Annotated in this window: 8 protein-coding genes and 1 pseudogene; 7 read left to right on the forward strand and 2 right to left on the reverse strand. The window is 44.7% G+C overall.

The window, feature by feature from the left end:
* On the reverse strand, positions 1 to 226 hold a 226-nt coding region (locus WBA23_RS24615; protein WP_424584932.1), incomplete at its 3' end, for a hypothetical protein.
* Between the two features lie 198 nt (positions 227 to 424).
* Here WBA23_RS24615 and WBA23_RS24620 point away from each other — a divergent pair.
* On the forward strand, positions 425 to 919 hold the full coding sequence (locus tag WBA23_RS24620; RefSeq protein ID WP_424584933.1) for a hypothetical protein: 495 nt from the start codon (positions 425 to 427) through the stop codon (positions 917 to 919).
* Positions 920 to 997: 78 nt separating this feature from the next.
* On the forward strand, positions 998 to 2,074 hold the full coding sequence (locus WBA23_RS24625; protein WP_424584934.1) for a hypothetical protein: 1,077 nt from the start codon (positions 998 to 1,000) through the stop codon (positions 2,072 to 2,074).
* A gap of 15 nt (positions 2,075 to 2,089) precedes the next feature.
* On the opposite strand, the gene WBA23_RS24630 is transcribed toward WBA23_RS24625, so the two are convergent.
* On the reverse strand, positions 2,090 to 2,653 hold the full coding sequence (locus WBA23_RS24630) for a hypothetical protein (RefSeq protein WP_424584935.1): 564 nt from the start codon (positions 2,651 to 2,653) through the stop codon (positions 2,090 to 2,092).
* 85 nt (positions 2,654 to 2,738) lie between these two features.
* Between WBA23_RS24630 and WBA23_RS24635 the strand changes: the two genes are divergently transcribed.
* The 5 genes and pseudogenes from WBA23_RS24635 to WBA23_RS24655 form a co-directional block, all read left to right on the forward strand.
* Positions 2,739 to 3,707, forward strand: a complete 969-nt coding sequence (locus WBA23_RS24635) for an SMP-30/gluconolactonase/LRE family protein (RefSeq protein ID WP_424584936.1) — start codon at positions 2,739 to 2,741, stop codon at positions 3,705 to 3,707.
* A gap of 389 nt (positions 3,708 to 4,096) precedes the next feature.
* On the forward strand, positions 4,097 to 4,561 hold the full coding sequence (locus WBA23_RS24640; RefSeq protein ID WP_424584937.1) for a RidA family protein: 465 nt from the start codon (positions 4,097 to 4,099) through the stop codon (positions 4,559 to 4,561).
* A 10-nt stretch (positions 4,562 to 4,571) separates the two neighbouring features.
* Positions 4,572 to 5,795, forward strand: a complete 1,224-nt coding sequence (locus tag WBA23_RS24645; protein ID WP_424584938.1) for an aminotransferase class V-fold PLP-dependent enzyme — start codon at positions 4,572 to 4,574, stop codon at positions 5,793 to 5,795.
* An 88-nt stretch (positions 5,796 to 5,883) separates the two neighbouring features.
* Positions 5,884 to 7,140 carry an amidohydrolase/deacetylase family metallohydrolase gene (locus WBA23_RS24650; RefSeq protein WP_424584939.1) on the forward strand — a complete coding sequence of 419 codons (1,257 nt, stop codon included), beginning with the start codon at positions 5,884 to 5,886 and terminating at the stop codon, positions 7,138 to 7,140.
* A pseudogene (locus WBA23_RS24655) lies at positions 7,137 to 7,666 on the forward strand (hypothetical protein); the annotation flags it as partial. The gene WBA23_RS24650 and the pseudogene WBA23_RS24655, both read left to right, overlap by 4 nt.

The following is a 7,666-nucleotide window of genomic DNA, read 5'->3' on the forward strand; positions in this document are numbered from 1 at the left end:
CAAGGGCATAAATTGAGCTATCCTTCGCGTATTGAAGTTCATCATGATAAATGTTCAACCTTAATGGAAGGTTAGTCGCTTGGGTTTTATCATTAAAGTAAACTGTTCCCGCAATGAATTCATCGTAGAGAAATCGGCTTCCTCTTATGGAATCAACGTGATCATACCGGAGGCCTTCATTAGATGATGTGTTAAACTCAGGAGACCAACCAATCGTCTGTGCCAAAGAGGTTAACGCTATCAAGGAAAAAAACCACGCTATGTATATTTTCGTAGCAGTAATCATCTGAGTGATCAGTAAAATATAATGTATTTAGCGGTACTGAACTTAGGGGTTTTTGGTTAGCTTTCCTAGTAAAACAGCTATTGCTGAACTTAGCTGATGCTACTATGCTAAGCTCTGACATCAACCTACTCCCTTGCTATGCACTACCCTTCAATAATCTTTTCGTTTCTGCTACTTAGCTTCTCTGCTTTTGGGCAGAATGCCGATTATCTTTATTATGTAAAAACCCACTGCGATAATCTGATTGAGCATGGGAAAGATAACTACGGAAACGTTTCTACCAACATGATCGCTTCGGTAATTGATACCCGCGATATGAGCGTTCCGAAGGCTAATGTACTACGTACTGAGTGGCCCAATGATTTTGTGGTGAACAGTTTGGCTAGTGCTCTGCAATTTTCTTTAGATGCGCATGAAATTCTGGGCGATAGTCGCCTGCTAGAATCTGCTCAAACCTACGCGACTATTGCTACCTCAACACTTTGGAGTGGGCAGCTATTCGTCCGCCAACCGGGCGACCTTTACTACGAAGCTAAACTAGGTACTAATAACCTAGTTACTGGTTTGCTTCGCTTGCATTTAATTGAAAATGACCAAGCGAACGAGGCCATGCTAACTCAGTGGTCGTTTTGAAATTGATATTACGCCGAAGGCTAGCTTAAATAGCTGAAAAGGCTTATCTTAATACGAACACAAAAATCAGCCAACCCAGTGGTAAACTCTAAGTCGCAAAAATACTCAGCCCTATTTTGTTACATTAATCAAAGCCGAATACCCTTCCTACTGCTGCTAAGCCTTTCTTTCATAGCTTGTCAAGAAGATAACGAAGCTCCCGCCTTGCCTGATCTTAGGATATATTTGGATCGCTTTGAGGAAGAAGCCCGGCTAAGAGGGTACGATCTAGACCTTTCTAACGTAGAGGCGGTTTACCTAGATGAAATTGAACGAGATGGCGAACCCTCCTGTGGTTGGGGCTACTCTAACTACGAGGGCTCGGGCTTACGAAGAATAGAAATATCTACCGCTGAAGATTGTGGCTGGCAGGAACTCAGTGATATTGAACGGGAGAATTTCTTCTTTCACGAAATAGGACACGCCTTTCTCAATCGATCCCACGACGAAAGTAGGCTTTGCGATGGTTCACCACTCTCGCTCATGAATTCTACTACCAATATTTGGAGGATTTACCAAGAATCAGAAGAGGAAAAGAGGACCTACTATATTTCGGAGCTGATTGATAGATTGGCGGCTTTGGATCAATGTATTGACTATGAAGAGGGTTGGGTGAATGATTCGGTATTTTACCAATTTACTACGGAAGATGATCGATGGGTATTCACCTCCCGAGAAGGGGCTTACGCGGGCTCGGTTAGCTCGGTTGATGGTTCAGGAGGTGATCGTATCTCTATGAGGCTGATTCCCGGGAGCATTACCGAGGAGAGTGGGAGGTGGCTCAGGCGGATCAACAACCCTAACATTCCAGAACGTGCTGATGTCACTCTGAGAGTAACTATGAATTCGGAGCAACTTACCGGACCTGGAGCTGCTATCTCTATCCGGGCTTTCCACGCTCCGGTAGGAGAACGAGGGGCTCAAACCGAGGAGTATTTATTTCTGACTACTACCGAAAATCCAGTATCGGGTAAGCTAGATAATTACGTGGAAGAACTCACCATTCCCCGCTATTCTCGGAGCACTACTTATATCGTTCTATTCCTCCGCCTAATGGCCGGAACGGAAGGGGAAGTATCATTTGAAAATATTGAGTTGGTAGTACAAGAAGAATGATAGCAGAAAGCAATTTTAATTAGCAGTCAGGGTTATATCATCAAAATATACCTCTCCGCTGGTTTCGGGTAAATAGATGAGGTAGACCAATATGTTGTCGGTTTCACTACTAACATCATTTAGATTTACACTATATTCTGTCCAGTCAAACTCACCATTAATAGTGGTATCACCCTGAGTGGTAGCAAATTGTAGTCGATCATTACTCTTATCAGTTCGGATTGCAATACTCACCCCTTGGCCCGATAGGTTGCCTTTTATCTTCGCCCGTAGGGTGAGGTTTCGGCCAAAGGGAATGTCTCTGCGGATAGATTGTGCCCAAAGCGCGAAATCATCTTCAATTTTATCCTGGCTAGAAATTTTCAATGATTTTTGGGGCGAATAGGCTTCCTCTGTCGACAGATCAACAACGTATTGCTCCTGGCCATCTGAAAAAAACCAGTCGTTAGGTGCATCGGTTCCCCTTTCTACATTGCTATTTAAAAGGAGGTTAATAGTGTCATCCTCTTCTTCTTTACAGCTAAAAGTGGCAATGGTCATCATCACTCCCATTATCAAAATACTCTTTGAAGGTTTCATATCGGTTGATTTTATAGTAAATATGTGTTTGCATAAGAAGCCGAACCGAATCATCAGCCCTGTTTAAGATAGCAAATTACTTTCTATGTACTTCAAACTTCTTAATTTTTTCTACTTCTTTATTCTATTTGCCGGATGGTCCTGTACTTCCGCTAACCAAGCGTCGGAAGATGCTACCTCAGAAGATACTGTTTCTCGTAATCAAACCAGTTCAAGTATATCGCTGTACCAAAGTCAAGATTTTACGGAAGAAGGTAGTTTCACTAAAGGTATTGAAGGGCCAGCAGTGGATGCCGAGGGGAATATCTACGCGGTTAATTTTCAGAAGCAGGGAACTATCGGAAAGATTACTCCCACCGGTGAAGCTTCCCTATTTATTGAGTTACCCGAAGAAAGTGTGGGTAACGGAATCCGCTTTAATCAGGCGGGAGATATGCTGATTGCTGATTATCCCCAGCACAATATTCTAAAAGTAAATATGGCTGATCAGTCTATTTCGGTGTTTGCTCATAACAGTGCTATGAACCAGCCCAATGATATTGCTATTACCAGTACCGATGTGCTGTTTGCTAGTGATCCTAATTGGTCGGCAGAAACCGGCCAACTTTGGCGAATTAGTCCCGACGGCAGCACTGTCTTACTAGAAGAAAATATGGGCACTACCAACGGAGTGGAAGTAAGCCCTGATGAAAAAACGCTGTACGTAAATGAAAGTGTGCAGCGCGTAGTATGGGCCTACGACCTATCGCCCGATGGGCAGATCAGCAACAAACGCGAACTGATCACCTTTTCCGATTTTGGTATGGACGGAATGCGCTGCGATGCAGCGGGTAACCTCTACATTACCCGCCATGGCAAAGGTACTGTGGTAAAAGTATCGCCTGAGGGCGAAGTGCTACAGGAAATTGAGATGGCGGGCAAATTACCTTCCAATATCGCCTTCGGTGGCCCCGACGGGCGAATGGCTTACGTTACTCTGCAAGACCGAGGCTGCATGGAAACGTTTCAGGTAGAAGAACCCGGTCGGGCCTGGCAGATGCGACGAAGTAAATAGCATTCATTTACTCGACCGTTTTTACTATTCTAATATAATTTCTATTTTGACAGAGTTAGAGCGTGTTTGGGATTTTATATTTAGAATTTGTTATGAGATGCTTTTTTGAGTCGCGCGGCGAACCGTCGAAGCACTTTTTAAGAGGGATAGCCTAAGCTATCACTCGCAAAAATGCCACTGTGGCACAGCTGAAGTATGAGTGGAAAACAGCCGTTAAAAAACTAAAAGGCAAAGTTCAAACACGCTCTTAAAATAGTACTATAGTGGGCGGAGCTAAGTTATAGTATTGAATAGTTTAGAGTTTAAGTTTAAACTATGTAAAGCTCTAAGCTTACAATAACACGAAGAACTATAACACCAAAACACACTAACACCATAAAAACCTATCTATGAAAAACAAACGTCGCTCAACACTAAAGCGAATGTTCGCCTCCGTGGCTACGGTATTCGGGGCTTCTACCTTGGGAGTCCAAACTGCTAAAGCCGCCTCTTCCAGCAAGAAAGTATTCAATGTTTATAAAGACGAACAGGATGTGCCGCTATTTTCCGGCTCGGTAGTACACGGTGACACCGTATACATTGCGGGCAAGGGTGCTCACTTCGACGGCGATATTGCCGCCCATACTGATCATGTGTTAAAGGAACTAGAAAAGGAGCTGGAGAAAGCAGGGTCGTCTATGGAAAAAGTGCTAAAGGTGAACGTCTACCTGCACGATATTCGCGATTACACAGCGATGAACGAAGTATACAAAGGTCGCTTCGGTCCCAATCCACCGGTGCGCACTACCGTAGCCGTATTCGGGGGTGTTCCAGGCGATTCGCTAGTAGAGATTGACTGCATTGCCTCACTATAATTATAAATCTATGATAAGCCGACGAAAACTACTTCGCAACCTATCTAGCCTTCCCCTAGTGGGAGGGCTTTTAGGAAGCAATATTGCTTCTGCGTCTCCTATTCTTACCGCACCTCTGCGGCGCGATTACTTCAAGGAGCTAGGTATCCGCACCTTTATTAATGCAGCAGGCACTTATACCTCCATGACTGGCTCACTGATGACCGAAGAGGTAATGGAGTCGATTCTGTACGCTTCTAATGAGTTTGTAACGCTAGATGAACTTCAGGATAGAGTAGGCGAGCGCATTGCGGCGATGGTTAAATGTGAAGCGGCAACGGTAACCACTGGAGCTGCCTCGGCTATTACTTTCGGTACTGCCGGAGTAATTGCCCGTATGGATGCCGAAAATATTGTCCAGCTACCCCATCTGGAAGGCACCGGTATGAAGTCAGAGGTGATTATGCAAAACGCGCATAAAATCGGCTACGCTCACGCCATTCGTAACACCGGAGCCCATATTGTATACGTTGATACTCAAGAAGAACTAGAGCAAGCAATTAGTGAGAAAACAGCGATGCTTTTCTTTCTGAATGCTAATAACCGGTTGGGTGAAATTAAACACGAAGCCTGGATAGAGGCAGGCAAGAAGCATAATATACCTACTTTTAATGATTGCGCGGCTGATGTACCGCCAGTAGAGAATCTCTGGAAATATACCCAAATGGGTTTTGATCTGGTTTGCTTCTCGGGGGGGAAAGGCATCCGAGGCCCGCAAAGTGCTGGGTTATTATTAGGGCGAAAAGACTTAATTGCCGCAGCTCGAATGCATGCGCCACCCCGAGGCAACACTGTAGGGCGAGGGATGAAAGTAAATAAAGAAGAGATACTAGGCATGATGGTGGCATTGGAGCTATACGTGAACAAAGACCATGAAGCTGAGTGGAAGATATGGGAGCAGCAAATCGCTCACATCGCAGATGCTGTGACGGATATTGAGGGAGTAACCACCGAACCCTTTGTTCCTGATTTAGCCAACCACGTACCCACTTTGAAGGTAGCCTGGAATGATAAGAAGGTTAAGCACAGTAACGACTCCTTGCACGAAGCCATGCGTAGCAGTCATCCGTCAATTGAGGTAGCTGGTTGGGGTAGCAACCCCGAAATTCAGATCACTACTTGGATGTTGATTCCCGGGCAAGAGCGAGCCGTGGCGAACCGCCTACGGGAAGTGCTTTTAGAAGCCAGTGCTTAAAATTATGCGTTAAAGCGTTTTGGTGTTAGAGTATTATCAAATAACTCTAAACTCAAAACTTTGAACATCTGAAAATATAACCTTACCGATGAAATACATCATCCTTTTTATACTGATTGGCAGTGGCTTGCTTCTCTCTTTTTCTTCTTCTGCTCAAAATTACGACATACTGCTGAACGATGGGCATCTGATTGATCCAAAGAACGGAATTGATGGCCCAATGGATGTCGCTATTAAAAACGGAAAAATTGCTCGAGTTGCCGAGCAGATTGATGCATTGGAGGCGGAACAGGTTATTGAAGTTGGGGGTTTTTACGTAACTCCCGGGCTTATTGATATTCACTCTCATAATTTTCACGGTACCGAGCCGGATGCGTACTTAAGTAATAGCTTTACTGCTTTACCTCCCGATGGCTTTTCGTTTCGGGTTGGAGTAACTACGCTGGTAGATGTGGGCGGAGCCGGATGGAAAAATTTTGAAACATTCAAGGATCAGACCATCAATCGCTCAAAAACCCGAGTGCTTTCCTTTTTAAACATTGTGGGCGGAGGCATGAAAGGGGGCGAGCAAGAACAGGATACAAGTGATATGGATGCTGAAATGACTGGTATGGTTGCCAAACGTCACCCTGAAGTTGTCGGTATTAAAGTTGCTCACTACGCTGGACCAAATTGGAAGCCAGTAGATCGAGCGGTAGAAGCCGGAAGAATTGCCAATGTACCCGTGATGGTAGATTTTGGTGGAACGATTCCTCCTCTTCCACTAGATTCGCTGCTGCTGCATCACTTGCGACCGGGTGATATTTTTACGCATACTTTCGGACACGTGCCAGGACGGATTCCCATTGTAAACGAACGAGGTAAAGTACGCGACTATGTTTGGGAGGCCCAGGAGCGAGGAATTATTTTTGATGTTGGTCACGGGGGAGGAAGCTTTCTGTTTCGTCAGGCTATTCCAGCCCTGAAAGAAGGGTTTCGCCCCAATACAATTAGTACCGATTTGCATACCGGCAGTATGAATGCTGGTATGAAGAGTCAGATCAATGTGATGTCTAAATTTCTGAATATGAATATGGAATTAAAAGACGTTATTGCCGCCTCTACCTGGAATTCTGCTCAGGCAATTAAGCAAGACCACCTAGGGCATCTGAGTGAAGGGGCCGTAGCCGACGTAGCCGTACTGAATATACAGGAAGGTGAATTCGGCTTTATTGATGCAGGAGGTTATCGTATGAATGGAAACCAAAAACTGGAGTGTGAGTTAACTATTAGAGCGGGAAAAGTTGTGTGGGATCTAAACGGTATGTCCCGTCCTTACTGGATTAAAGAGGAAATGGGCCAATGAAAATATCTCAAATTACTATTGTTCTATTCAGCTCGTTATTATTTGCCTGCGGAGCATCCTCTACTTCTGAATCTTCTGAACAGGCTAACTTACCGGAAGAAGAAAAACCGGTGGCTCTCCGTGAAGGAATAACTATTGAGAGGTTTGCTGCTCCTCAGCGCGGAGGGGTGCGAATCAATTATGACCTAGCTTCTAAAGCTATTCTTTACAATACCAAAAGTGGCGATATCTATCGGTTTAATGAAAATGGGAAGTCAGAGGAACTGATTGCTACTGCTGAAGATCATGGTATCACAAGTCTACAGGGATTTCGCTTACAAGGGGATCTGATGTTTTTGGTAGGTAATATCAGTTCAAACGGTGATAAAGGCACCAAAGGAAAAGTGGTGCGTGGCACCCGCCAGGCTGACGGAAACTATACGTTTGAACTACTAGCCATTACCGAAGACTACGGACGAACGGCCACCATCTACAGTCACGAATTTAACGGTATTGCAATTGGTCAGGAGGGGCAATACATCTACGT

The organism is Tunicatimonas sp. (genome assembly GCF_049647865.1).
Taxonomy (GTDB): Bacteria; Bacteroidota; Bacteroidia; order Cytophagales; family Cyclobacteriaceae; genus Tunicatimonas.

Bases quoted from the DNA above. Each gene is read 5' to 3' on its own strand.
- WBA23_RS24640 (WP_424584937.1), top strand. From the start codon at position 4,097: ATGAAAAACAAACGTCGCTCAACACTAAAGCGAATGTTCGCCTCCGTG.
- WBA23_RS24635 (WP_424584936.1), top strand. From the start codon at position 2,739: ATGTACTTCAAACTTCTTAATTTTTTCTACTTCTTTATTCTATTTGCC.
- WBA23_RS24620 (WP_424584933.1), top strand. From the start codon at position 425: ATGCACTACCCTTCAATAATCTTTTCGTTTCTGCTACTTAGCTTCTCT.
- WBA23_RS24650 (WP_424584939.1), top strand. From the start codon at position 5,884: ATGAAATACATCATCCTTTTTATACTGATTGGCAGTGGCTTGCTTCTC.
- WBA23_RS24645 (WP_424584938.1), top strand. From the start codon at position 4,572: ATGATAAGCCGACGAAAACTACTTCGCAACCTATCTAGCCTTCCCCTA.
- WBA23_RS24630 (WP_424584935.1), bottom strand. From the start codon at position 2,653: ATGAAACCTTCAAAGAGTATTTTGATAATGGGAGTGATGATGACCATT.